We start from the raw sequence: 22,466 nt of genomic DNA, 5'->3' as shown, positions 1-22,466 counted from the left end.
GCGCCGCCGGGGCAGGGGGTTCCGCATCCCGGCGGCCGCTCAACCTGACCTGCCGTTCAGGTTGGGGAGGGTGTCAAAGGGCGTAATCCACCATCAGGCCGAGAAAGACCGCGGCGCCGAACCAGTTGTTGTTCAAAAAGGCCCGGAAGCAGTCCCCGGGGGCCCGGTCGTGGATGAGGTACTGCTGATAGAGGGCCAGTGCGGCGGCCACCGCAAGACCCAGGTGGTACCACAGCCCCAGCCCCGCCTGCTGTCCCAGCAGCAGCAGCCCCAGGAGTACCAGGGCCTGCAGGGCGCCGATGATGCCCCGGTCCGCCTCGCCGAAGAGGATGGCGCTGGACTTGACCCCGATCTTCAGATCGTCCGGCCGGTCCACCATGGCGTACATGGTGTCGTAGGCGGTGGCCCAGAGGATGGTGATGCAGAAGATGAGCCAGGCCACAGGGGGTGGCAGAGCGCCGGTCTGGGCGGTGAAGGCCATGGGCACCCCCCACCCGAAGGCCACCCCCAGGTGCACCTGGGGCAGGTGATGGTAGCGCTTCATGAAGGGGTAGGTGCCGGCCAGCAGCACCCCCACCACCGACAGGGCCACGGTGAGGGGATTGGTGAGCAGCACCAGGCAGAAGGCGAAAAAGGCCAGCACCATGGCCACCGCCACCGCCTCCGCCGGGTTCACCCGCCGGCAGGCCAGGGGACGGTCCCGGGTCCGGCTCACATGGGCGTCGATATGACGGTCGGCGAAATCGTTCATGGCGCAGCCGGCGGCCCGCATGAGGAAGACCCCCCCCACGAACACCAGCAGGAGCAGGGGGGCCGGCGGCCCCTCGGCGGCGATCCACAGGGCCCAGAGGGTGGGCCAGAGCAGCAGCAGGGTGCCAATGGGGCGGTGCAGCCGTGCCAGCAGGGCGTACTGGATCAGCCTGGCTCGCACTCCCTTGGCGTAGTCGGCGGTCTCGGTGTTCACGGCATCGGGGCCAATGCTGGGGATGGATGCTCCGCACCCGGCGGCCTCCGGTCTCCCGGTGCCGCGCAGGAACGGCTAGAGTGTATCAGAGCCCGGCGCGCGGGGGGCGCCCCTGCCCAAATCCCGGTGGCCCCGTGCCCTGCCGCGGCCCATGCCACAGACCCAGGGAGAGGAGATCTTCCCCATGCTCAGATCCTACGAAGGCCATATCCCCCGCGTGCCCCTGTCCGCCTGGGTGGACGAAACCGCCCTGGTGATCGGCGACGTCATCCTGGGCGCCGATGCCTCCGTCTGGCCCATGGCCGTGTTGCGGGGGGATGTGAACGCCATCCGCGTGGGGGCGGCCAGCAACATCCAGGACGGCAGCGTCCTGCACGTGACCCACGATGGCCCCTACAGCCCCGGCGGTCTCGCCCTGGAGGTGGGCCATGAGGTGACGGTGGGGCACCGCGCCGTGCTGCATGCCTGCCGCATCCGGGACCGGGTGCTCATCGGCATGGGCAGCGTGGTGATGGACGGGGCGGAGATCGGTGCCGACACGATCCTGGCCGCCGGCAGCCTGGTGCCCCCGGGCAAGACCCTGGAAGGGGGGTACCTGTGGCAGGGCAGCCCCGCACAGCAGGTGCGCCCCCTCACGGACGGGGAGCGGGACCAGCTGCGCTACTCGGCACAGCACTATGTGCAGCTCAAGGACCGCCATGCCGGGCTGGCCGTCCCCCTGGACTATCTGCAGGTCTGAGGGAGGCGGCGGGCTCAGCGGGTCAGGGGCACGAAGGTCAGTTCCACACGGCGGTTGAGGGCGCGCCCCCGGGCGGTGTCGTTGCCGGCCACCGGACGGTGGGGACCAAAGCCCACGGTGTCCAGGCGCACCGGCGCCACCCCCCGGCTCTCCAGGTAGCGGGCCACGCTCTCGGCGCGGCGGCGGGAGAGGTCCATGTTGTAGTCCACGCTGCCGGTGCTGTCGGTGTGCCCCGCCACCTGGATGGCGGTCTTCTCGTACTTCTTCGCCACCACGGCCACGGAATCGAGCACGTCGTAGAACCGGGCCTTCACCTCCGCACGGTCCACGTCGAAGGTGATGTTGCCGGGCATGTTCAGCACCACGGTGTCCCCCACGCGGGTGACGCTCACGCCGGTGCCCTCCAGCTGCTGGCGCAGCTCCATCTCCTGGCGGTCCATGTAGTTGCCCACGGCGCCGCCGGCCAGGGCGCCGATGCCGGCCCCGATCATGGCGCGCTGGGTGCGGTCGTGGTCGCCGCTGAGGCTGCCCACCACGGCGCCGCCGATGGCCCCGATGGCGGCCCCCTTGGTGGCGTTGCTCACCTTCTCCTCCCGGGTATAGGGATCCAGGGTGGTGCAGCCGGCCAGGGCCACGGCGGCGGCGAGGACGAGGGAAGGGATCAGAACACGCATGCAACCAACCTCACTGGAATGAATTCGGGGAAAGGGCGAAGCCAGCGGATCGCGGGGCGCGGCGTTCATCCCCCCGGCCTCAGCTGCGCCCGCACCGGGGCCGTGTCGGGCCGGCAACCGCGCCAGAGGTGGAAGGACTCGGCGGCCTGTTCCACCAGCATGCCCAGGCCGTCGGCGCTCCAGGCGGCGCCATGGTCCCGGGCCCAGCGCACGAAGGCGGTGGGGGCGTCAGCGTACATCATGTCATAGCAGCCGGCCCCGGGGGCCAGCAGGTCATCGGGCAGGGGAGGGACCTGGTCCCCCAGGCCTGCGGCGGTGGCGTTGATCACCAGATCGTATTGCCCCCCGGCCAGCTCCTCCAGACCACCGCCGGTGACCGCCCCCAGGTCGGAGAAATCCGCCGCCAGGTCCCGCGCCCGGGCGGCGGTGCGGTTGGCGATGTGCAGCGCACCAACCCCCGCCTGCAGCAGGGGCTGGAGCACGCCCCGGGCCGCGCCCCCGGCCCCCAGCAACAGGACCCGCCGCCCGGCCAGATCCTGATCCAGGTTGCGCGTCAGGTCGGTGACCAGGCCCGCCCCGTCGGTGTTGTCCCCCGCCAGGCGGTCCCCCTCCACCATGAGGGTGTTCACCGCCCCCGCGCGCCGGGCGCGGGGGGTGAGGATATCGGCCAGCTCAAAGGCCTGGCGCTTGAAGGGCACGGTGACGTTGAAGCCCCGGTAGCCCCGCGCCACCCGATCGCGCACGGTGTCGGCAAAACCATCCTCCGGGGCCAGCACCGCCTCGTACGCCATGTCCTGCCCCGTCTGGCGGGCGAACAGGGCATGGATGAGGGGGGACTTGCTATGGCCGATGGGATTGCCGATGACGGCGTAGCGGTCCTCAGCCATGGGCCTTCAGTCCATCCACTCCAGGGCCTGGCGGGCGTAGTAGGTGAGGATGCCGTCGGCCCCGGCGCGCTTCATGCAGGTGAGGGCCTCCAGCACACAGGCCTTCTCGTCGATCCAGCCGTTCTGACCCGCGGACTTGAGCATGGCGTACTCGCCGCTCACGTGGTAGGCGAAGGTGGGCACGCCGAAGGTCTCCTTCACCCGGCGCACGATGTCCAGATAGGGCATGCCGGGCTTGATCATGACCATGTCGGCCCCCTCCTCCAGGTCCATGGCCACCTCCTGCAGGGCCTCGTCGGAGTTGTGGGGGTCCATCTGGTAGGTGTACTTGTTGCCGGCCCCCAGGTTGGCGGCGGAGCCCACGGCGTCGCGGAAGGGGCCGTAGAAGCTGGAGGCGTACTTGGCCGAATAGGCCAGGATGCGGGTGTGGATATGGCCCGCCTCCTCCAGGGCCTCGCGGATGGCGCCGATGCGCCCGTCCATCATGTCCGAGGGGGCCACCACATCGGCGCCGGCCTCGGCGTGGGACAGGGCCTGCTGGGTGAGCACCTCCACGGTCTCGTCGTTGAGCACATAGCCGGTCTCGTCGATGAGGCCGTCCTGCCCATGGATGGTGAAGGGGTCCAGGGCCACATCCGTGATCACCCCCATCTCCGGCACGGCGTCCTTGAGGGCGCGCACCGCGTTCTGGGCCAGGCCATCGGGGTTGTAGGCCTCGGCCGCGTCCTCGGTCTTCTTGCCGGCGGGGGTCACGGGGAACAGGGCCATGGCGGGGATGCCCAGGCGGGCGGCGGCGCGGGCCTCCTCCACCAGCAGGTCGATGGACAGGCGCTCCACGCCGGGCATGGAGGGCACCGGCTCCCGCTGGCCCTGGCCCTCCAGGACGAACACCGGGTAGATGAAATCGTCGGGGGTGAGCAGATTCTCCCGCATGAGCCGGCGGGAGAACTCATCCCGCCGCATGCGGCGGGGACGGACCATGGGAAAGTAACCTTTGAACTGGGACATCGTGCCCTCCAGGCTGGTTCGGCATTGTACGGGTCCGGGACCGCGCGGGGGTGGACACGGCCCGGCGGCGACCGCTCCCCCGCACCCCGTTTCGGGGCATCAGGATAGCGGATTTGGCGCCGGCGGGCATACGGGCAGGGGCAGGACCCGGTGCGCGCGGCTTGGCGCAGACCCCGGCGCGGGCCGTAGAATGCCGGGTACCCATCCATCCTCCGGAGACCCCCGTAGCCCCATGGACACCGCACCCCTGGAATCCGTCCTCGTCGACACCGGCGCCCACCCCCGCACCTGTATCCTCTGGCTCCACGGCCTGGGGGCCGACGGCCATGACTTCGAACCCATCGTGCCGGAGCTGCCCCTGCCGCCGGGGGCCGCCGTGCGTTTCGTCTTCCCCCATGCCCCGGTGCGGCCGGTGACCCTCAACAACGGCATGGCCATGCGGGCCTGGTACGACTTCCGGGCCCTGGACCCGGGCCGGGGCGAGGATCATGCCCAGGTGGGGGAGACCGTGGCCCGGATCCAGGAACTGGTGGCCCGGGCCCGCGGCGAACACGAGCGGGTGATCCTGGGCGGTTTCTCCCAGGGCGGGGCCGTGGCCCTGCTGGCGGGCCTAGGGGAAGGGCCGGCCCCCGATGCCGTGTTTGTCCTGTCCACCTACCTGCCCGACGCGCAAAAGGCCGGCATCACCCTGGCGGAGCGGACCCGGGGGCTGCCGGTGTTCATGGCCCACGGCAGCATGGATGCGGTGATCCCCGTGGACTTCGGCCGCCGCTCGGCCCGGGCCCTGGAGGCCCTGGGGGTGGACCTGCAATGGCACGAGTACCCCATGCCCCACAGCGTCTGCGGCGACGAGGTGCGCGACCTGGGGGCATGGCTCGGGCGCTTGATTCAGGACTAAATCCGGTATAATGGGCGGCGTTCAACGTCATTTGTGAGGATTTGAATGCATCTGCCCAAACGCCTGCTGTCCCTTTCCCTCGCCGGCCTGGTGCTGCTGTCCGCGGCCCCGGCCGCCCTGTCCTCGGAACCGGCCCGCGTGCGCTTTTCCGCCCCGCCCTGGCCGGGGGTCACCGTGAAGACGGCCCTGGCCTCCCTCCTGCTTGAAACCCTGGGATATGACCCCAGGCTGCAGGAGCTGAGCTCCAACATCACCTACAAGGCGATGCTGCAGAACGATCTGGATGTTTTCATGGCGGCCTGGCTCCCGGCACAGCAGGGGATGTACGAGGCCAGCTTCGGGGAGGGCAAGCAGCGCCTGCTGGACCTGGGCAACAACGTGGACGGTGCCCGTCTGGGTTTCGCCGTGCCCGCCTATGTCTTTGACGCGGGACTGCAGTCCGCCGAAGACCTGGACGATCCCCGCTTCGCCGACCGTCTGGACCGGACCATCTACTCCATCGAGATCGGCTCGGGGATGAGCGACACCCTCAATGCCGCGGTGGAGAACGACACCTACGGCCTGGGGGATTGGACCCTGTCCGAAACCTCCACCCCCGGCATGCTCAGCGCCGTGGATCATGCCATCGGCCAGGGGGAATGGATCGTCTTCGGCGCCTGGACCCCCCACTGGATGAACATCGAATACGACATCCGTTACCTGGAGGATCCCCAGGACATGTGGGGGCCGGACGGGGGACACAGCGACGTACGCACCCTGGTGACCCGGGCCTTCGCCGAATCCCATCCCAATGCCACCCGGTTGCTGGATCAGCTCACCTTCACCGCCGCGGACCAGAGCGTCATGATCCGCGGCTTCAGCTTCGAGGAACGGGAACCGGAGGCGGTGGCCCTGGAGTGGCTGCGCGAGCATCCCGAAAGGGTCCGTTCCTTCCTCGACGGCGTGACCACCCGGGACGGCGCACCGGCCTGGCCGGTGGTGCGGCGCACCCTGGAACTGCCCGACGCCTGAAATCCGCGGCCGGCCTCAGCCCCCCTCCGGCACCGCCTCCCCGCCCGCGGGGGAGGCCTCCCGGGGCAGGGTGAAGACGAAGCGGGCCCCCTCGCCGGGGGGGCGCGGGTCCACCCAGATGCGTCCCCCCAGGTGCTCGACGATGCGCCGGCAGATCACGAGCCCCAGGCCGGTGCCCGGGGGCCGGTCGGTGAGCACGTCCCCCACCTGACGGAACTTCTGGAACAGGTGGGGGATCTCCGCCTCCGGGATGCCCGGGCCGTTGTCCTCCACCTCCACGCGCACATCCGCCTCCGCCGTCAGGCGCAGGGTGACCCGTCCCGTGCCCTCGGGGGCGAACTTCACGGCATTGGAAAGCAGGTTGATGATCACCTGCATGAGCCGGTCCCGGTCGGTGGTGTAGGGCACGGGCCCGTCGGGTAGCTCCAGTTCCAGGCGCACGCCCTTGTTCTCAAACAGCTGGCCCGTGGCCTCGCTGGCATCCCGCAGGATGCGAGTCAGGTCCCAGGACTCGGGATACCAGCGCATGGCCCCGGACTCCAGCTTGGCCAGGTCCAGCACCTGGTTGATGAGCCGGGTGAGGCGCTCGCTCTCGCTGATGATGATGCCCAGAAAGGCCTGGCGCCGTTCCGGTTCCAGCTCCGGGTTGTCGTGCAGGATCTCGGTGAAGGAGCGGATGGAGGTGAGGGGGGTGCGCAGCTCGTGGGTGACGGTGGCGATGAAGTCGTCCTTCATGCGGTCCAGCTGCTGCAGCTGGGCGTTGGCGGCCCGCAGTTCCCGGGTGGCCGCCTCCAGCTCCCGGGACTTGGCCTCCAGCTTCTGGCTGTAGGCGATGACCTGGCTGGCTTCATCCAGGATCTCCATCACCTCATCCAGACTCACCACCTCCCCCTGGGCCACATTGGACACCAGCACCCGCGCCGAGGCCGTGCCCACGGAGCCCGCCAGCAGCCGTTCGCACAGGTGCACCAGTTCGGCGTCGGCCTGCCGGGTGCGGGACAGGTCCACGCCGTGGCGGCGGCCGTACTCGTCGAAGGCCCGGCGAGCCCGGGTCTCGCCGATGAAGCGGCGCAGCAGGTCGAAGAGGTCCTCCACCGTGGCCGAACCGCGCCAGAAGCGGGAGATGCCGTAGCGTCCCGCCGACAGACGGAAGACGTCCACGAACAGGCTGGCCTGGATGCGCTCGATGGCATCCTGCTGGGTGAGCAGGGACACCGTCACATAGGCCCCCAGATTCACCAGCATGGACCACACCAGGGCGTGGGTCACCGGCGCCAGACCCTCCAGTCCGAACAGGGCGTGGGGCCGGAGCAGGGCGAGGCCGAAGGGACCGTCGAGGACGAAGGCCCCGGGCACCCAGCCGGCATGGGCCAGGGTGGGGAGGAACAGGGTGTAGGCCCAGACGGCAAACCCCGCGGCCATGCCCGCCAGGGCCCCCTGGCGCGTGGCCCCCTTCCAGAAGATGCCGCCGAGGAGGGCGGGGGCGAACTGGGCCACGGCGCAGAAGGAGACCAGCCCCATGCCCACCAGGGCCAGGGTGTCGCCGGTGGCGCGGATGTAGGCATAACCCAGGAGGATCACCCCCAGGATGGCGGTGCGGCGGATGCGCAGCACCAGCCGGGTGAGGTCGGTGCGCTGGTCCAGACGCAGCCAGCGCAGGCGCAGCAGGGCGGGCATGACCAGGTCGTTGCCCAGCATGGTGGCCAGGGCCACCGTCTCCACGATCATGGCGGTGGCCGCCGAAAGTCCCCCCAGAAAGACCACCAGCGCCAGGGCGGTCCAGTCCCGGGACAGGGGCAGGGCGAGGACGTAGGTGTCCGGATGCACGCCGGAATCCTCCAGCAGCAGCACCCCGGCGAAGGCGATGGGCAGCACGAACAGGTTGATGGCGAACAGATACAGGGGGAAGAGCCAGGCGGCGTCGCGCACGTGGCCCTCGCGCACGTTCTCCACCACCGCCACCTGGAACTGCCGGGGCAGGGCCAGGATGGCCACCATGGACACCAGGGTAAGGGCGATCCAGTGGCCGTAATCCCCGGGGCTGCCCATGTGAAAGAGCTGCGCAAGCCGCTCATGGTCCGCCGCCCGGTCAAACAGATCCGCCGGCCCGGAGAAGAGCACGAAGGTGATCACGGCCCCGGCCAGCAGGAAGGTGACCAGCTTCACCAGGGATTCGAAGGCGATGGCCGCCACCATGCCCGAGTGGTGTTCCGAGGCATCCACGTGGCGGGTGCCGAAGAGGATGGCGAAGGCGGCCAGGATGAGGGCGGCATAGAAGGCCTCATCGCTGTAGAAGGCGCCGTTGCCCACCAGGGCATCCGCCGCAACGGGATAGTCCACCATGACCGAGAAGGTGATGGACACGGCCTTAAGCTGCAGGGCGATGTAGGGCACCAGACCCACCAGGGCGATGGCCGCCACCAGCCCCCCCAGCAGGGGCCGCTTGCCGTGGCGGGAGGCGATGAAGTCGGCGATGGAGGTGATGCGGTTGATCTTGGAGATGCGCACCATCTTGCGCAGCACGATCCACCACAGGGCCGCCATGAGGGTGGGCCCCAGGTAGATGGGCAGGTAGTGCACCCCCTGTTCCGCCGCCAGGCCGACACTGCCGTAGAAGGTCCAGGAGGTGCAGTAGACGGCGATGGACAGGGCGTAGACATAGGGCCCCTGGATGATGCCCCCCTCGCGCCCGGAACGCCGGTCCCCCCAGAAGGCGATGGCGAACATCGCCAGCAGGTAGACCAGGGATACCGCCGCCACCAGGGCGGTGTTCATGCCCCCGACTCCGGGGGCCCGGGGCCATCCTCCCCCTCTTCCCGGTGCAGCGACCCCAGGGCGATCCAGGCGATCACTAGGATCAGCCCCAGCCAGGCCCCGTAGAGATAGAGGAACAAAAGCGGGATCCCCGCCGGCCGGGCGGTGGTGTCGAAGACCACCAGCAGGGGCGGGAAGAACAGCACCAGCCCCAGCAGGAAGGCGGCCACGTAGCGCTCCCGGGCGCCGCTGGCGGGGAGACGCCGGCCGCTGGCGGAATCGTCGCGGCGGGCCCCGGCCATGGCCTCAGAACCCCGCCGCCGGGCCGGAGCCGTCCTGCAGGCTGATGCTGCGCTCGCGCTGGCGCAGCTGGGCGGCCATGCTGGAGGAACGCATCACCTCGCCGAAGGTGCGATAGCCCTGGGAGCGCAGACGCTCCATGAGGCGCACCAGCAGATGGGCCGTGGCCAGGGCGTCCCCCAGGGCGGTGTGGCGGCCCTCGATCTCGATGCCGTAGCGGGTGATGAGGGCATCCAGAGAGTGGTCCTCGTTCTCGTCCTCCACCATCACCGACAGCAGCAGGGTGTCCAGCACCGGGTTGTCGAAGCGCACGCCGCAGGCCGGCTCCTTGAGGCTGATGAACTTCATGTCGAAGGCGGCGTTGTGGGCCACCATCACCGCATCCCCGACGAAGGTCTTGAACCGGGGCAGCACCTCGGTGATGGAGGGCTTGTCCCGCACCTGGTCGTCGGTGATGCCGTGGAAACGGATGGAACTGGGGGGGATGGGGCGGCCCGGGTGGATGAGCTGCTCGAAGGTCTCGCCGGTGAGCACCCGTCCCTTGACCACCCGCACCCCGGCGATGGAGATGATCTCGTCCCCGCCCATGGGGTTGAGCCCGGTCATCTCGCAGTCGAAGACCACGAAGCTCAGGTCCTCCAGGGGCGTGGACGCCCGCTCCGGATCCCCCTCGTGCTCGCGCATGAGGCCGAAATCGTAGAACTCCGGCCGCGGCGGCAGGTGGGCCCCCTCGGCCTGGAACTGGGGCCGGCTGGGGGCGATCATGGGCAGGCGCAGCAGGGCCTGCTCGCCGTCGCCACAGGCCTGGCTCCAGAGCTCGATGCCATGGCGCTCCAGGACGTCCCGCAGGGTCTGCCCCCCCATCTCGTCGCCGCTCTCGGAATCCAGCCAGTGCTCCAGTTCCGCCGCCGGCACGGCCGGGCCCTGCCAGGTGAGGTCCAGGTAGACGCGGCGGTCCCCCAGGAGGGTCTCGGCATAAAAGTGCCGGGCCCCGGTGTAACGCACCAGGTGACGCAGCAGACACTCCAGCGCCCGCACCAGGGAGAGGCTGTCCCCCTGGATCCAGAGGGGTTGGCCGGCCATCTCCAGTTCCACCTCCGGCAGATCCCGCAGCCGTTGGCGCACCCCCTCCACCAGGTCGTCGCTGTAGAGATCGGACATGGGGAAACGACCCAGGGCATGGCCGCGGAAGCGCTCCGCCAGTTCCTCCAGGCGTGTGCTCAGGGTCTCGCTCTCGCTGCGCAGCACCTGCTGGAAGGCGCGGCGGTCCTCCCGGGACATCTCCGGGTGGGCGTCCAGGGTCTCGGCGGCGGCCCGCAGGTTGCCCACGGCGCCGCGCAGGTCCGTGGTGAGGGCACGGCGCACCGCATCCACCTGCTGCATGGTGTCCACCTCGCTGGAGATGTCCACGAGGGTGACGAGATAGGCGCTGGTCTCCCCCCGACTGTCCAGGATCAGGGACATGCGGCCCTGCAGGACCCGCGTCGCCAGGGCGTTGGTGCAGACGAAGCGGGCGCCGGACTCCGCGCCTGCGGCCGCCTGCTTGCGGCGCCATTCCAGGCGCTCCAGGGTGTGGAGCACCGGCGCGCGGGAGACCACCCCGAACAGGGGCCGCCCCAGGCCCACCGCCTCCGGGGCCTCCAGCAGGGTGACGGCGGCGGGGTTGTAAAGCAGGATCTGGTGGCGGCGGTTGCACACCACCACCCCCTCGGCCAGCCCCTGGAGGATGGTCTCCAGCCAGCTCTTCTGCTCGTTGATCTGGGCGGTGGCGGTGGCCATGGCGCCGCGGATCTCCCGGCGGGAGCCCTTGAGGGCGTCCCCCAGGGCCTGCACGGCGGCCGGCAGGTCGCCGAGGACATGGCTCCGGGGGGGGTGGATCTCGGTATCGGCGGTGCGGGATTCCAGCAGGGCGCGCACGTCCCGGGCCAGGACCCGGGCGGGACGGCGCACCTGGCGGCGGATGAGCCAGGCGCACAGACCCACGGGGGGGAGCAGGGCCAGGGTCGCCATCAGCGGCACCCCGAACAGGTCCCGGGGCGGCAGACCCCGGACCAGGAGTTCCCAGTTGGCCACCGCCACCAGGGTGCCGTAGCCAACGACCACCACCAGGGCCAGGGAGAGGAGGATGGGCAGGCGTCTATCCACCGGGGATGGGGGGGTCAGGTTTCGCCCTGGGGCATGTAGGCGCGCACCCGCTCCACCACCTCGCGGGTGGAGAAGGGCTTGGTGATGTAGTCGTCCGCCCCCATGGCCAGCCCCTTCTCCTTCTCGATCTGGCGGCCCTTGGCGGTGAGCATGAGGATGCGCACGTCGCGCCACTCGGGGTTGGCGCGGATGGTCTGGCAGACCTCGTAGCCGTCCCGCCGGGGCAACATCACATCCAGCAGGATCACCTGCGGCGGCTGCTGGCGCACGGCCTCCAGGGCGCTCTCGCCGTCCCGGGCGACGCGCACATCGAAGCCCGCCTGCTTCATCAGGAACTCCAGCGAGAGGACGATGTTGGGCTCATCGTCCACCACCAGTACCGATTGCGGCGACATGCACTCCTCCTCCGTACCCGGCCGGTGGCGCCGATGGGCCCGGCGCCGGACGGTCCGCTTCCGCGGGGGCGGCGGGCCCTGCCGGGTCCTGTCGATCTTTTTTGCGATCTTGTCGTTGTGTCCGGGGCCCCGGGGCCAACATAGCACAGACGCCCCGGGGCGTCGTGAATCAGTCCGTGGCGATGCGGGCCCGGGCCTCCCGGATGCGCGCCCGCACCTGCTCGGGGGCGGTGCCGCCGTGCACGTTGCGGGCCGCCAGGGAGCCCTGCAGGGTGAGCACCTCGAAGACGTCCGCCTCGATGGTGGTGGAGAAGCGGCGCAGTTCCTCCAGCTCCATCTCCCCCAGGTCGCGGCCGCTCTCCAGGCCATGGCGCACCGCCCGGCCCACCACCTCGTGGGCGTCGCGGAAGGCCATGCCCTTGCGCACCAGGTAGTCCGCCAGGTCGGTGGCGGTGGCGAATCCCTTGCGCGTGGCTTCCTCCATGGCCGCGGCCCGCACCTGGATATGGGGCACCATGTCGGCGAAGGCCCGCAGGCTGCCGGCCAGGGTGTCCACGGTATCGAACAGGGGCTCCTTGTCCTCCTGGTTGTCCTTGTTGTAGGCCAGGGGCTGGGCCTTCATGAGGGTGAGCAGGGCGATCAGGTTGCCGTTGACCCGGCCGGTCTTGCCCCGCACCAGCTCGGGCACGTCGGGGTTCTTCTTCTGGGGCATGATGGAGGAGCCGGTGCAGAAACGGTCCGGCAGGTCCACGAAGCCGAACTGGGCGCTGGCCCAGAGCACCAGCTCCTCGGACCAGCGGGAGAGGTGGGTCATGATCAGGGCCCCGGCGGCGCAGAACTCGATGGCGAAGTCGCGGTCGCTGACCGCGTCCAGGGAGTTGTCGGAGACGGCCTCGAAACCCAGCAGTTCGGCGGTGTAGTGCCGGTCCAGGGGGTAGGGGGTGCCCGCCAGGGCGGCGGCGCCCAGGGGCAGCACGTTGACCCGGCGGCGGCAGTCCCCGAGGCGGGTATGGTCCCGCTCCAGCATCTCGAACCAGGCCATCATGTGGTGACCGAAGGTGACCGGCTGCGCGGTCTGCAGGTGGGTGAAACCGGGCATCACCGTCGCCGCCTCGCGTTCGGCCAGGTCCAAAAGCCCCCGCTGCAGGCGGCGCAGTTCGGCCATGAGCCCGTCGATGGCCTCGCGCAGGTACAGGCGGATGTCGGTGGCCACCTGGTCGTTGCGGGAGCGGCCGGTGTGCAGCTTCTTGCCCACGTCGCCGATGCGCTGGGTGAGCCGCGCCTCCACGTTCATGTGCACGTCCTCAAGGGACACGGACCACTCGAAATCGCCGGACTCGATCTCCGCCCGCACCGCCTCCAGCCCCTCCAGGATCTGCCGGCACTCGGCGTCGGTAAGCACCCCCACATGGGCGAGCATGCGGGCATGAGCCATGGAGCCCTCGATGTCGTGGCGGTAGAGGCGGCGGTCGAAGTCCACCGAGGCGGTGAAGGCCTCGACGAAGCGGTCCGTGGGTTCCGAGAAGCGCCCGCCCCAGGGCTTGTCCTGCGATGCCTTTGAATTCATGACCCGTCTGCGTCTTTGCACGTGAATCGTTTAGTATACCATTGGCACACCCGGGGCGCGGGAACCCGGCACCCCAACCTCACCAGGCCCGCCGATGGCGGGAAAGAGGCGGCGCGCGCAGCATGAGGACCGGCGAGCACAAGACCCAGGAACACCCCCATGGCGATCCCGGGGGACAGGCGATCTTCCTGCCCAACTTCTGTGAGGGCCGCACCTTCTTTCTCGTGGTGCTCATCGCCCAGCTCCTCGCCTTCCTGGTGGCCCTGTCCTCCACGCCGCCGCAGCACGGCTTCTGGCTCAACCTGGCCCTGGTCTCCCTGTTCGTGCAGTGGGTGGCCCTGGGCACGGGGCTGGTGCTGTGCCTGGCCCGGCGCCTCCTGGACCGGCTGGGCCCCTTCGTGGCGGCGGCGGGGACCTGGCTCATCGTCCAGGCCGTCATCCTGGTGTTCACCCTCCTGGCCCTGGTCCTGGGCCGCCTCTGGGGCTGGGAAACCCTGGGCAGCGGCCTGAGCAACGAGGAGTTCCTGCTGCGCACCCTGTCCATCGGCGCCATCGTCAGCGCCGTGGCCCTGCGCTACCTGTATGTACAAAAGCAGTGGCAGTACAACGTGGAGGCGGAGGCCCGCTCCCGGGTGCAGGCCCTGCAGGCGCGCATCCGCCCCCACTTCCTCTTCAACAGCATGAACACCATCGCCAACCTCACCCGCAGCCGACCGGAGGTGGCCGAATCCACGGTGATGGACCTGGCGGACCTGTTCCGCGCCACCCTCTCCAGCCGGGAGACGGGCTCCCTCTCGGAGGAGATCGCCCTGGCCCGGCAGTACCTGCGCATCGAGGCCCTGCGCCTGGGGGAACGGCTGCGGGTGCATTGGGATGTGGATGAACGGCTGTCGCCGGATCATCCCGTACCCAGCCTCATCCTCCAGCCCCTGGTGGAGAACTCCGTCTACCACGGCATCGAACCCAGCACCGAGGGGGGCACGGTGACGGTGGCCCTGCGTCAGGCCGGGGAGATGCTGCGCATCACCGTGGAAAACCCCATGCCCTCCCAGGAACACCGGCGCAGGCGCCCGGGCAACCGTTTCGCCCAGGAGAGCATCCGCCAGCGCCTGGCCCTGGCCTACCGCGGCCGGGCGCGTATGGAGACCACCCAGTCCGCGGACCACTACCGCGTGGACATCCTGGTCCCGAGGAGAACGTCATGAAGGTCCTCATCGTCGATGATGAACAGCCGGCCCGCGAGCGCCTGGCCTCCCTGTTGCGCACCCTGCCGGACTATGAAGTGGCGGGGGAGGCGGCCAACGGCGTGGAGGCGGTGCGCGTGGCCGGGGAAACCCACCCGGAGATCGTGCTCATGGACATCCGCATGCCGGGCATGGACGGTCTCGAGGCGGCGCGTCACATGGCGCAGATGGAGACCCCGCCGGCCATCCTCTTCGTCACCGCCTACGAGACCCACGCCATCGAGGCCTTCGAGGCCCAGGCGGTGGACTACCTGCTCAAGCCCGTGCGCGAGGAACGCCTGCGCAGCGCCCTGGAGAAGGCCCAGCGCCCCAACCGGGCGCAACTGGAGGGGTTGAACCAGTCCACCCGCGAGGAAACGGCCCGCAGCCACATCTGCGCCCGGGTGCGGGGCAATCTGGAGCTGATCCCCGTGGAGAGCGTGCACTACTTCCAGGCCGATCAGAAATACGTCACGGTGCGCCACGATGGCGGCGAGGTGCTCATCGAGGAACCCCTCAAGGCCCTGGAGGAGGAGTTCGGCGACCGCTTTCTGCGCATCCACCGCAATGCCCTGGTGGCCCGCGACCGCTTCAGCGGCATGGAGAGACGGGACCACGGGGGGTTCGAGGTGGTGCTCAAGGACACCGACGAGCGTCTGGAGGTGAGCCGCCGCCACGTGGCCGAGGTGCGCCGCTTCCTCAAGAGCCTCTGACCCCCGGCAAGGGAACCCGACCGAAGGCCGGAGACCCGGCCTGGGTCAACAAAAGTTGACACAGCCCCGTCCGCCCCGTGTGTTGAAAGGCAGACATAATGTATGGTTGCGTTGTACGATACCGCGAATCCCCGATAGGGTCATTTTTTCACGAGCCATCACCCGCCCATGCCGAAGACTGAACTGAAGATCGCCACCCGCAAGAGCCCACTGGCCGTATGGCAGACCGAAGAGGTGGCCCGCCGGGTCAAGGCCCTGTTCCCCGACGTCCAGATCACCCTGGTGAAGATGACCACCCAGGGGGACGTGATGCTGGACACCCCCCTGGCCAAGGTGGGTGGTAAGGGCCTGTTTGTGAAGGAACTGGAGACCGCCCTCATGGACGGCACCGCGGACATCGCCGTGCATTCCATGAAGGACGTGCCCATGGAACTGCCCGAGGGCCTGGAACTGCCGGTGGTCCTGGACCGGGAGGACCCCCACGACGCCTTCGTCTCCAATCATTACAGCGGCCTGGAGGATCTGCCGGAGAACGCCCGTGTGGGCACCTCCAGCCTGCGCCGCCAGAGCCAGCTGCGGGCCCGCTTCCCCGGCTTCCAGGTACTGGATCTGCGCGGCAACGTGAACACGCGTCTGTCCAAGCTGGACAACGGCGTCTATGACGCCATCCTGCTGGCCTCGGCCGGGCTCAAGCGCCTGGGTTTCGGCGAGCGCATCACCCGCGTGCTGGATGCGGACGAGAGCCTGCCCGCCATCGGCCAGGGGGCCATCGGCATCGAGTGCCGCGCCAACGACCCCGAGGTCATGGAACTCATCGGCCCGCTCAACGACCCGGACACCCTCGTGCGCGTCACCGCCGAGCGCGCCTTCAACGCCCGCCTCAACGGCGGCTGCCAGGTGCCCATCGGCGGCTATGCCGTGCTGCGTGAGGACGGCAGTCTGTACATGCGCGGCCTGGTGGGCGAGCCGGACGGTTCCCTGGTGCATCGCGCCAGCCTGGAGGGGCCGCAGGAACAGGCCGCCGAGATCGGCGTGGCCCTGGCGGAACAACTCCTGCGCGAAGGGGCGGACCGCATCCTGCGCGACCTGGGACTCAATCCGGTACAACCGCCTTCAGGCGACTGAACGATGCCATGAGTGCTGCGGGATCCAGGGCGACAACCCACGGGAAGGCGGCCCCCGCCCCATTGCAGGGGGTGACGGTCCTGGTCACGCGCCCGGCGCACCAGGCGGAGGGCTTCTGCCGCCTGGTGGAGGCGGCCGGGGGGCGGGCGCTGCGCTTCCCCGCCCTGGAGATCCAGGACCCCGCGGACCTTGCAGCCCTGGATGCCGTCATCGACCGTCTGGACGGCTTCCGGATCGCCATCTTCATCAGTCCCAATGCGGTCCACCGTGCCATCGGCCGCATCCATGCCCGGCGGGGCCAGCTACCGCCGGGCCTGAAACTGGCCACCGTGGGCCGCAAGTCGGCCCTGGCCCTGGAGAGACTGGGCTACCGTGCGGACATCTGTCCGCCGGCCCGCTTCGACAGCGAGGCCCTGCTGGAACAGCCACAGCTACAGGATGTGGCGGACCGTCCGGTCGTCATCTTCCGGGGTGAGGGGGGACGGGAATTGCTAGGTGCTACACTCACTGCTCGTGGGGCGAAGGTGACCTACGCCGAGGCCTACCGCCGCGGACGGCCCGACATCGACCCCGGTCCCGTGCTGCGGCTGTGGTCGCAGGGAGACGGGCATGTGATCGCCATTACGAGCAGCGAGGCCCTGCGCAACCTGTACGAGATGATGGGCGAGGCGGGGCGGCAGCGGCTGTGCGGCACGCCCCTGGTGGTGGGCTGCGGGCGCATGGTGGACACGGCCCGGGAGATGGGCTTCAAACAGACCCCAGTGGTGGCCGATGACCCCAGCGACGAGGCCATGCTGGAGGCCGTGCAGAAATGGGCTGAAAAGAGGAAGCAAACTCATGAGTAGACAGAAATCCAATCAAAAGGCCAAAGGCGGCAACAAGCCGAAGGCGACCCGGGTGACCGGCACGGGCCCGGTAAACCAGGACAAGGCGCCTATCGGGGGCGGGCGCCCGGTCGGGGACGCGCTGGGTTCTGCTCCGGCTCAGGACACGGCCGCCTACAATGCCGATCCCAAGGACCGCGACGCACTCTCCGGGCAGATCGGTACCAAGCCCGCCTCCGGTTCAGGCGAATCCTCCTCATCCGAAAAGGCCGCGGCCGGGGGCAGCACGAGCAACGCGCCCGCGGCCGGGGCCGGTCCATCCCAAACCCCAAAGCCCGAGGCATCTAATCCCGTGGACAACAAAGCTGAGACTTCGAAGACCGAGCCGGCCAAGAGCGGGTCCGGCAGCAACGAACCGGCCAAGGGGACAACCCCCCCGAAGGCCACCGCCGGCAGCGGTGCCGGGTCCGCCAAGCCGGCCACCACGCCCAAGGCCGCAACCTCCGGCCAGGGCGGCGGTGCCGCCGGCCGCACCCCGCCGGCGGGCGGTGGTTCCGGCAACGGCCGCAGCGGCAAACTGCCGCTGGTGGTGGGGGGCGTTGCCGTGGTCCTCGCCCTGGGGGTGGCCATGAACGCCTCCTCCACCGCCAAGGACGCCCTGCAGATGGCCGAAGAGGCCAACGACCGCCTCAGCAGCGCCCTCAAGGACCTCTCCGAGATGCAGGAGCGCACCGCCGCCCTGCCGGAGCAGGTGAACCAGCTGGAGCGCGACCTGCGCAGTGAGGTGGACACGGCCATCGAGGAGGCCCGCGCCGAACTGCAGAGCATGACCGAAAGCCAGGCGCGCCGCCTGGAGACCCTGGAGCAGGGACTCGCCTCGCTGCAGAACCAGACCGACCGCCCCGAACGCGAGTGGAAGGTCTCCGAGGTGGGCTACCTGCTGCGCATCGCCCAGCATCGCATGGACTTCATGAACGATGCCGACGGCGCCATGGCCGCCCTGGCCGCCGCCGACGAGATGCTCAAGGAGATGGGCGATCCGCGCTTCGGTGACGTGCGCGACGCCATCGCCCGGGAACGGCAGGCCCTCAAGGGGTATGAAGGCAACCAGGTGGACGACATCGTCCAGGCCCTGGAGGAGGTCTCCGCCGAGCTCAAGCCCCTGCCCCTGAAGCAGCCCGACAACGACCAGGGCAGCCAGATGGTGGCCCTGGGCGAGCCCGGAGGCGATGCCGCCTGGTGGGAGCGCGCCTACTACCAGGTGCTGAACGAGCTGAACGAGCACATCACCGTGCGTCAGCACCAGCAGGTGGTGCGTTCCATGCCCGATGCCGACACCGAACTGTTCATGCGCCAGGTCCTGGCCCTGCGCATCGAGTCGGCCCGTCTGGCGGCCCTGCGCTATGACCAGGAGGACTACCGCGACAACCTGGAAAGCGCCCGGGAACTGCTGGTGGAATACTTTGCCTCCGAACCGGTGGCCCCGCTGATGAAGCGCCTGGAAGACCTGCAGAAGCGTGAACTGCGGGCCGAGCAGCCGGAGATTGGCAAGTCCTACGAACTGCTCGTTCAGGTGGAGGGATAAGCCATGAAATCGTTGATCGTGATCTTCCTGGTCCTCATCGCATCGGCGGTGGGCACCCTCATGTTCATGGAAGAGCCCGGCTATGTCCTGTTCGCCTACGGCGACATGAGCCTCGAGACCAGCCTGGCCTTCTACATCGCCGCCATGGTGGTGGTGCTTCTGCTGCTCTACGCGGTCATCCGTTTCCTGGTGGGGCTGTTCGGTCTGCCCGGCAACATGAGCGCCCGGCGTCAGCAGAAAAAGGCCATGGTCTGCCAGCGGGGTCTGGCCCTGGGCATGGCGGAGATGACCGAAGGCCGCTGGAACAAGGCCGAGAAGCTGCTGGTGCAGTCCGCCCGCCGCGGGGACTCCCCCATGCTCAACTACCTGTCCGCGGCCCGCGCCGCGCAGATGCAGGGGGCCACCGACCGCCGCGACGACTACCTGCGTCAGGCCGCCCAGGCGGAGACCGGGTCCGACGTGGCCGTGGGGCTGACCCAGGCGGAACTGCAGCTGGACAATGGCGAATACCCCCAGGCCACCAGCGCCCTGCGCCACCTGAATGACATCGCCTCCAACCATCCCCAGCTCCTGCGCCTGCGTGCCCGCCTGTACCAGGAGACCGGCGACAGCGCCTCCCTGCTGGCCGTCCTGCCGGACCTGCGCAAGGCCCGCGCCCAGGACACCGAGACCCTGGACCGGATGGAGACGGAGGCCTTCGCCAGCCGTGCCCGGGAACTGTCCGAGGCCGGCGAACTGGCCAAGCTGGAGGGCCTGTGGGTGAACCTGCCCAAGACCTCCCGCAACCGCCACGAACTGGTGGAGCCCTACGCCCGCGCCCTCATCCGGCTCAACGAGCACGATCGTGCCGAGGCCGTCCTGCGCACCGCCATCAAGCAGCGCTGGAACGAGAAGCTGGTCTACCTCTACGGCCTGCTGTCGGTGAACGACGCCAACCGTGCCATCGGCGTGGCGGAGGGCTGGCTGCGGGATCACCGCCGCGATCCGGTGCTGCTGCTCACCCTCGGCCGCCTGAGCAAGCTGGCCAAGGCCTGGGGCAAGGCCCGGGGTTACCTGGAATCCAGTGTGGCGGCACGGCCCAATGCCGAGGCCTACCGGGAACTGGGTGAACTGCTGGAGCAGCTGGGCGAGGAGAAGCTGGCCCAGGATGCCTACCGCAAGGGCCTGCAGGTGGCCGTGGACGGCGGCGTGCGGGAACCCGCCATCCCCTCGGCCCCCAAGGCCGAAGAGGACCAGGCCCAGAGCCTGCCGGCCCAGTCCGGCCGCAAGGGCAAGGTCCGCACCCGCGGCAAGCTGACCCAGCCCCGGCTCTCCGGCGCCTGAGGTCCGGGCCGTGGGACCCGGCCGTGGCCGGGTCCCACGGCCCGCATCACGAAAAGCCCCCGGCTCACCCCGGGGGCTTTTTCTTTTGCCCGTCCTCCCTTGATGCCCGCCCGTCTTGCCGACCACGGGCCAGGCCTTCTAGAGTCGGGGTTCACGAACCTTCAGGAGATGCGGGCATGACACCGGTGGTCATCATGGGATGCGGCTATGTGGGGGAACGCCTGGCGCGCACCCTGCAGGCCGGGGGACGACGGGTCCTGGCGGTGGTGCGCAGCGCCGACCACGCCGGGGTGCTGCGCACGCGGGGGATCGAGACACTGCAGGCGGATCTGGACACGGGGGAGGGTCTGGACCAAGTCCCCCTCATGGGCGCCCTGGTGCTGCACAGCGTGCCGCCCCCGAACCAGGGTCAGGAGGATCCCCGCACGCAGCGGCTCGCCGCGGCCTGTCGCCGCAATCCGCCCGAGCGCATCGTCTACCTGAGCACCACCGGGGTCTACGGCGACCGCGGCGGGGCCACCGTGGACGACCTGACCCCGACGGCACCGGCCACGGACCGGGCCCACCGGCGCCTGGACGCGGAGGGACAACTGCGGGCACTGGAAGGGGAGACGGGGGTACCGGTGGTGGTGCTCCGGGTCCCCGGGATCTACGGCCCCGGGCGGCTGCCGCTGGCGGCCATCCGCGCCGGACAGCCGCTGATCCGGCCCGAGGAGGCCGGTCCGGGCAACCGCATCCACGTGGACGACCTGGTGGCCCTGTGCGCCGCGGCCCTGGACCATGGCCCCAGCGGGGAGACCTACAACGTGGGGGACGGGGATCACCGTTCCATGACCGCCTTCTTCCAGGCGGTGGCGGACGCCGCGGGTCTGCCGCATCCCCCCTGCATGGGCATGGCCGAGGCCGAGGGACACCTCAGCCCCATGATGCTCTCCTTCCTGCGGGAATCCCGCACGGTACAGGTGGCCCGGGGGCTGGCGGACCTGGGGGTGCAGTTGCGTTATCCGCGCATGGAGGCGGGCATCCGCGCCTCCCTGGAGGAGGAAGCCGCCGGCGACGCGGGGTGAATCGCCCCGGCGCCCGGCCCCGGGATTGCCCCCGTGATTGCCGTATCGCAATGGGCATGGCAGGATGGCGGCCCCACAGCGAAGCGACCAAAGGACACCCTGCCTTGATCCGCAAGAACCCCAGCGGCCACCTGCCCGTCGTGGCCGAATCCGCCTTCATCGACCCCACGGCCATCCTCTGCGGCAAGGTGCAGGTGGGGGAGAATGTCTTCATCGGGCCCTATGCGGTCATCCGCGCCGACGAGCTGGACGCCGACGGCGGCCTGGAGCCCATCGTCATCGGGGACAACTCCAACATCCAGGACGGCGTGGTGATCCATTCCAAGTCCGGGGCCCGGGTGGAGATCGGCGAGCACACCTCCATCGCCCACCGTTCCATCATCCACGGCCCCTGCCAAGTGGGGCACCGGGTCTTCATCGGATTCAACACGGTGCTGTTCAACTGCACCGTCGGGGCGGGATCGGTGATCCGGCACAACTCCGTGGTGGAGGACTGCCAGGTGCCCGAGGGGTTCTATATCCCCTCCACCAGCAACATCCACTCCGCCACGGATCTGTCGCGGATCGAGCCGGTGACGGCGGACGCCTCCAGCTTCTCCGAGGATGTGGCCCTCACCAACCGCCAGCTGGTGGCCGGCTACAAGCGCATCCAGAACGAGCTCTAAAGGGGGGAGGCGGCCGGAGCGGGCCCGGCCGCCGGATGTCCGGAAGGGATTACATCCGTTCCCGGGCCATCTCCTGCACCTTCTGCAGCATCTCGGGATCGTTCTGCAGGGTCATGGCCACCCGGTTGTAGTCCTCCACGCTCATGCCCTGGTCCTTGACGGCACTGATCATCTCCTCCTGGGCCGCCTGCTGCAGTTCCTGCGCCCGGGACTGATCCTCCACCCCTTCCAGGCGGCTGGCGAAGTCATCCCGGATCTTCTGCACGGCCACGAAGGCGTCCACGAAGGTGTCCAGGGTATTGGGATCCACCTCCATCTGCTGCTGCCCCATGCCGGGCTGCTGCTGGCCTTGCTGGGCCTGCTGGGCGACTGCGGGGGTGGTGAGGCCGGCCAGGGCAAGGCACAGGGCCGTGGCGGGCAGGGTCTGGAGGATACGACGCTTCATGAGGGATGCTCCTCGATGCTTGGATGGTAACGAATCACCTTGCAGCGTCCATGCCATGGATCGGATACAGGCCACGAGCGGCCCTAGGCGGCGTTGGAGACCCGCGCAGGGGGGATTCTGGTGTGCCGTTAAGGCACATGCGCCATCTCAGCCC

The 22,466-nt window shown here is 69.5% G+C and carries 21 protein-coding genes; 11 read left to right on the top strand and 10 right to left on the bottom strand.

The window, feature by feature from the left end; translation table 11 throughout:
• Nucleotides 1-73: 73 nt before the first annotated feature.
• Nucleotides 74-964, bottom strand: coding sequence for a 4-hydroxybenzoate octaprenyltransferase (gene ubiA, locus CKO33_RS07750; protein ID WP_338081750.1), 891 nt, complete (start codon nucleotides 962-964; stop codon nucleotides 74-76).
• A gap of 184 nt (nucleotides 965-1,148) precedes the next feature.
• On the opposite strand from ubiA, the gene CKO33_RS07745 reads away from it, so the two are divergent.
• Nucleotides 1,149-1,703 carry a gamma carbonic anhydrase family protein gene (locus CKO33_RS07745; protein ID WP_200181115.1) on the top strand — a complete coding sequence of 185 codons (555 nt, stop codon included), beginning with the start codon at nucleotides 1,149-1,151 and terminating at the stop codon, nucleotides 1,701-1,703.
• A gap of 14 nt (nucleotides 1,704-1,717) precedes the next feature.
• On the opposite strand, the gene CKO33_RS07740 is transcribed toward CKO33_RS07745, so the two are convergent.
• The 3 genes from CKO33_RS07740 to hemB form a co-directional block, all read right to left on the bottom strand.
• The gene (locus tag CKO33_RS07740; RefSeq protein ID WP_200181114.1) at nucleotides 1,718-2,377 is read right to left on the bottom strand and encodes a YiaD family glycine zipper/OmpA-like lipoprotein; all 660 of its coding nucleotides are present in this window, start codon (nucleotides 2,375-2,377) and stop codon (nucleotides 1,718-1,720) included.
• Between the two features lie 65 nt (nucleotides 2,378-2,442).
• Entirely contained in the window at nucleotides 2,443-3,264 is an 822-nt protein-coding gene (aroE, locus tag CKO33_RS07735; protein ID WP_200181112.1) for a shikimate dehydrogenase, read from the bottom strand.
• A gap of 6 nt (nucleotides 3,265-3,270) precedes the next feature.
• Entirely contained in the window at nucleotides 3,271-4,272 is a 1,002-nt protein-coding gene (gene hemB / locus CKO33_RS07730) for a porphobilinogen synthase (RefSeq protein ID WP_200181110.1), read from the bottom strand.
• A gap of 232 nt (nucleotides 4,273-4,504) precedes the next feature.
• Between hemB and CKO33_RS07725 the strand changes: the two genes are divergently transcribed.
• Both CKO33_RS07725 and CKO33_RS07720 read left to right on the top strand, forming a co-directional pair.
• Nucleotides 4,505-5,170 carry an alpha/beta hydrolase gene (locus tag CKO33_RS07725; protein WP_200181108.1) on the top strand — a complete coding sequence of 222 codons (666 nt, stop codon included), beginning with the start codon at nucleotides 4,505-4,507 and terminating at the stop codon, nucleotides 5,168-5,170.
• 45 nt (nucleotides 5,171-5,215) lie between these two features.
• The gene (locus tag CKO33_RS07720; protein WP_200181106.1) at nucleotides 5,216-6,181 is read left to right on the top strand and encodes an ABC transporter substrate-binding protein; all 966 of its coding nucleotides are present in this window, start codon (nucleotides 5,216-5,218) and stop codon (nucleotides 6,179-6,181) included.
• A 15-nt stretch (nucleotides 6,182-6,196) separates the two neighbouring features.
• Here the strand turns inward: CKO33_RS07720 and CKO33_RS07715 are convergent, their stop codons facing one another.
• The 5 genes from CKO33_RS07715 to argH all read right to left on the bottom strand — a co-directional run bounded on the left by CKO33_RS07715 (nucleotide 6,197) and on the right by argH (nucleotide 13,342).
• Nucleotides 6,197-8,956: a sensor histidine kinase gene (locus CKO33_RS07715; RefSeq protein ID WP_200181104.1), complete on the bottom strand. Its 2,760-nt coding sequence runs from the start codon at nucleotides 8,954-8,956 to the stop codon at nucleotides 6,197-6,199.
• Nucleotides 8,953-9,237, bottom strand: a complete 285-nt coding sequence (locus CKO33_RS07710; protein ID WP_200181103.1) for a hypothetical protein — start codon at nucleotides 9,235-9,237, stop codon at nucleotides 8,953-8,955. Before CKO33_RS07710 ends, CKO33_RS07715 begins: the two co-directional genes overlap by 4 nt.
• 4 nt (nucleotides 9,238-9,241) lie before the next feature.
• Entirely contained in the window at nucleotides 9,242-11,380 is a 2,139-nt protein-coding gene (locus tag CKO33_RS07705) for an exonuclease domain-containing protein (RefSeq protein WP_338081749.1), read from the bottom strand.
• Nucleotides 11,381-11,394: 14 nt separating this feature from the next.
• Nucleotides 11,395-11,775, bottom strand: a complete 381-nt coding sequence (locus CKO33_RS07700) for a response regulator transcription factor (RefSeq protein WP_200181101.1) — start codon at nucleotides 11,773-11,775, stop codon at nucleotides 11,395-11,397.
• A 169-nt stretch (nucleotides 11,776-11,944) separates the two neighbouring features.
• Nucleotides 11,945-13,342 carry an argininosuccinate lyase gene (gene argH / locus CKO33_RS07695; protein ID WP_200181099.1) on the bottom strand — a complete coding sequence of 466 codons (1,398 nt, stop codon included), beginning with the start codon at nucleotides 13,340-13,342 and terminating at the stop codon, nucleotides 11,945-11,947.
• A 122-nt stretch (nucleotides 13,343-13,464) separates the two neighbouring features.
• Here argH and CKO33_RS07690 point away from each other — a divergent pair, with 122 nt between their 5' ends.
• The 8 genes from CKO33_RS07690 to CKO33_RS07655 all read left to right on the top strand — a co-directional run bounded on the left by CKO33_RS07690 (nucleotide 13,465) and on the right by CKO33_RS07655 (nucleotide 21,867).
• Nucleotides 13,465-14,547 carry a sensor histidine kinase gene (locus CKO33_RS07690; RefSeq protein ID WP_200181097.1) on the top strand — a complete coding sequence of 361 codons (1,083 nt, stop codon included), beginning with the start codon at nucleotides 13,465-13,467 and terminating at the stop codon, nucleotides 14,545-14,547.
• A complete protein-coding gene (locus tag CKO33_RS07685) occupies nucleotides 14,544-15,278 on the top strand; it encodes a LytR/AlgR family response regulator transcription factor (RefSeq protein ID WP_200181095.1) in 735 nt (244 codons plus the stop codon). The genes CKO33_RS07690 and CKO33_RS07685 overlap by 4 nt, the downstream gene beginning before the upstream one ends.
• 168 nt (nucleotides 15,279-15,446) lie before the next feature.
• Nucleotides 15,447-16,403 (top strand): hydroxymethylbilane synthase, encoded by a 957-nt coding sequence (hemC, locus tag CKO33_RS07680; RefSeq protein WP_200181093.1) that lies wholly within the window; start codon nucleotides 15,447-15,449, stop codon nucleotides 16,401-16,403.
• A gap of 8 nt (nucleotides 16,404-16,411) precedes the next feature.
• Entirely contained in the window at nucleotides 16,412-17,248 is an 837-nt protein-coding gene (locus tag CKO33_RS07675; protein ID WP_200181091.1) for a uroporphyrinogen-III synthase, read from the top strand.
• Nucleotides 17,249-17,579: 331 nt separating this feature from the next.
• Nucleotides 17,580-18,812: a uroporphyrinogen-III C-methyltransferase gene (locus CKO33_RS13935; protein ID WP_200181090.1), complete on the top strand. Its 1,233-nt coding sequence runs from the start codon at nucleotides 17,580-17,582 to the stop codon at nucleotides 18,810-18,812.
• Nucleotides 18,813-18,815: 3 nt separating this feature from the next.
• On the top strand, nucleotides 18,816-20,135 hold the full coding sequence (locus CKO33_RS07665; protein WP_200181084.1) for a heme biosynthesis HemY N-terminal domain-containing protein: 1,320 nt from the start codon (nucleotides 18,816-18,818) through the stop codon (nucleotides 20,133-20,135).
• 176 nt (nucleotides 20,136-20,311) lie between these two features.
• Nucleotides 20,312-21,202, top strand: a complete 891-nt coding sequence (locus CKO33_RS07660; protein ID WP_200181082.1) for an NAD-dependent epimerase/dehydratase family protein — start codon at nucleotides 20,312-20,314, stop codon at nucleotides 21,200-21,202.
• A 104-nt stretch (nucleotides 21,203-21,306) separates the two neighbouring features.
• Nucleotides 21,307-21,867, top strand: coding sequence for an LbetaH domain-containing protein (locus CKO33_RS07655; protein ID WP_200181079.1), 561 nt, complete (start codon nucleotides 21,307-21,309; stop codon nucleotides 21,865-21,867).
• A 49-nt stretch (nucleotides 21,868-21,916) separates the two neighbouring features.
• Here the strand turns inward: CKO33_RS07655 and CKO33_RS07650 are convergent, their stop codons facing one another.
• Entirely contained in the window at nucleotides 21,917-22,312 is a 396-nt protein-coding gene (locus CKO33_RS07650; RefSeq protein WP_242472527.1) for a DUF4168 domain-containing protein, read from the bottom strand.
• Between the last annotated feature and the right edge of the window lie 154 nt (nucleotides 22,313-22,466).

This window comes from Ectothiorhodospira mobilis (assembly GCF_016584115.1).
In the GTDB taxonomy this organism is placed as follows: Bacteria; Pseudomonadota; Gammaproteobacteria; order Ectothiorhodospirales; family Ectothiorhodospiraceae; genus Ectothiorhodospira; species Ectothiorhodospira mobilis.
The sequence above is the reverse complement of the archived record's forward strand: the minus strand, read 5'-3'. Positions and strand labels throughout refer to the sequence as shown.

Coding starts and splice junctions, on each gene's coding strand:
- CKO33_RS07700 (WP_200181101.1), bottom strand. CDS start 11,775: ATGTCGCCGCAATCGGTACTGGTGGTGGACGATGAGCCCAACATCGTC.
- CKO33_RS07740 (WP_200181114.1), bottom strand. CDS start 2,377: ATGCGTGTTCTGATCCCTTCCCTCGTCCTCGCCGCCGCCGTGGCCCTG.
- CKO33_RS07685 (WP_200181095.1), top strand. CDS start 14,544: ATGAAGGTCCTCATCGTCGATGATGAACAGCCGGCCCGCGAGCGCCTG.
- CKO33_RS07720 (WP_200181106.1), top strand. CDS start 5,216: ATGCATCTGCCCAAACGCCTGCTGTCCCTTTCCCTCGCCGGCCTGGTG.
- CKO33_RS07725 (WP_200181108.1), top strand. CDS start 4,505: ATGGACACCGCACCCCTGGAATCCGTCCTCGTCGACACCGGCGCCCAC.
- CKO33_RS07665 (WP_200181084.1), top strand. CDS start 18,816: ATGAAATCGTTGATCGTGATCTTCCTGGTCCTCATCGCATCGGCGGTG.
- hemB (WP_200181110.1), bottom strand. CDS start 4,272: ATGTCCCAGTTCAAAGGTTACTTTCCCATGGTCCGTCCCCGCCGCATG.
- CKO33_RS07660 (WP_200181082.1), top strand. CDS start 20,312: ATGACACCGGTGGTCATCATGGGATGCGGCTATGTGGGGGAACGCCTG.
- CKO33_RS07745 (WP_200181115.1), top strand. CDS start 1,149: ATGCTCAGATCCTACGAAGGCCATATCCCCCGCGTGCCCCTGTCCGCC.
- CKO33_RS07650 (WP_242472527.1), bottom strand. CDS start 22,312: ATGAAGCGTCGTATCCTCCAGACCCTGCCCGCCACGGCCCTGTGCCTT.
- CKO33_RS07715 (WP_200181104.1), bottom strand. CDS start 8,956: ATGAACACCGCCCTGGTGGCGGCGGTATCCCTGGTCTACCTGCTGGCG.
- CKO33_RS07710 (WP_200181103.1), bottom strand. CDS start 9,237: ATGGCCGGGGCCCGCCGCGACGATTCCGCCAGCGGCCGGCGTCTCCCC.
- hemC (WP_200181093.1), top strand. CDS start 15,447: ATGCCGAAGACTGAACTGAAGATCGCCACCCGCAAGAGCCCACTGGCC.
- argH (WP_200181099.1), bottom strand. CDS start 13,342: ATGAATTCAAAGGCATCGCAGGACAAGCCCTGGGGCGGGCGCTTCTCG.
- aroE (WP_200181112.1), bottom strand. CDS start 3,264: ATGGCTGAGGACCGCTACGCCGTCATCGGCAATCCCATCGGCCATAGC.
- CKO33_RS07675 (WP_200181091.1), top strand. CDS start 16,412: ATGAGTGCTGCGGGATCCAGGGCGACAACCCACGGGAAGGCGGCCCCC.
- CKO33_RS07690 (WP_200181097.1), top strand. CDS start 13,465: ATGAGGACCGGCGAGCACAAGACCCAGGAACACCCCCATGGCGATCCC.